This is a genomic window from Mycobacterium sp. E802, assembly GCF_001666875.1.
In the GTDB taxonomy this organism is placed as follows: domain Bacteria; phylum Actinomycetota; class Actinomycetes; order Mycobacteriales; family Mycobacteriaceae; genus Mycobacterium.
Window position 1 is genome coordinate 1 of record NZ_LZJD01000096.1, and the last position, 927, is coordinate 927.

Sequence of the window (927 nt, forward strand, 5' to 3'; positions counted from 1 at the left end):
CGCAACGTGCCGGCGGTGACGACGCCGGGGCGCTGCGCGGCGAACGTTCCCGCGATGGCCAGGACCGCGATGATCGGTAGGAAGCGGCCGATGACCATCGCGATCGCCAGTGCAACGTTGAACCAGGTGGTGTTGCCGCTGAATCCGGCAAAGCCACTGCCGTTGTTGGCCGCCGACGTGAACGCGTACAGCACCTCGGACAGGCCGTGCGGCCCCGTGTTGAGCATGCCCGCGCGTTGCCCCGGCATCGCCATGGCCACCGCGGTGCCGGTCAGCACGATCAGCGGGGTCACGAGGAAATACGTTGCCGCGAGCTTGATCTCGCGCGGGGTGATCTTCTTTCCGAGGTACTCCGGAGTGCGGCCCACCATCAGGCCGGCCACGAACACCGTGATGATCGCCAGCACCAGCATGCCGTACAGGCCGGAGCCGACGCCGCCGGGAGCCACCTCACCGAGCTGCATGTTGAACATGGTGATCATGCCGCCGAGGCTGGTGTAGGAGTCGTGGAACGAGTCCACCGCGCCGGTCGAGGTCAGCGTCGTCGCATCGGCGAACACCGCCGAGTTGGCGACACCGAACCGCTGCTCGACACCTTCCATCGCCGAGCCGACCGCGGTCGGGACGGTGCCGTGGGCCTGGAGCTGGAACAGCATCATCAGGCTGACGCTGGCCGTCGCGATCACCGACATCGCCGCCACGATGGCGTAACCCTGCTTCCGGCTGCCGACCATGCGGCCGAACGTCCGCGGCAGCGAGAACGGGATCATCAGGATCAGGAAGATCTCCACCCAGTTGGTCCAGGTGGCGGGGTTCTCGAACGGGTGCGACGAGTTGGCGTTGTAGAAGCCGCCGCCGTTGGTGCCGAGCAGCTTGATGACTTCCTGGCTGGCGACGGGGCCGCCCGGGATCGTCTGGGTGCCGCCG

Annotated in this window: 1 protein-coding gene; it reads right to left on the reverse strand. The window is 67.4% G+C overall.

Annotated features, from left to right (window positions below; translation table 11 throughout):
- Positions 1-927, reverse strand: a 927-nt coding sequence (gene kdpA / locus A5699_RS14890) for a potassium-transporting ATPase subunit KdpA (protein ID WP_067770534.1), incomplete at both ends; no start/stop codon positions are given.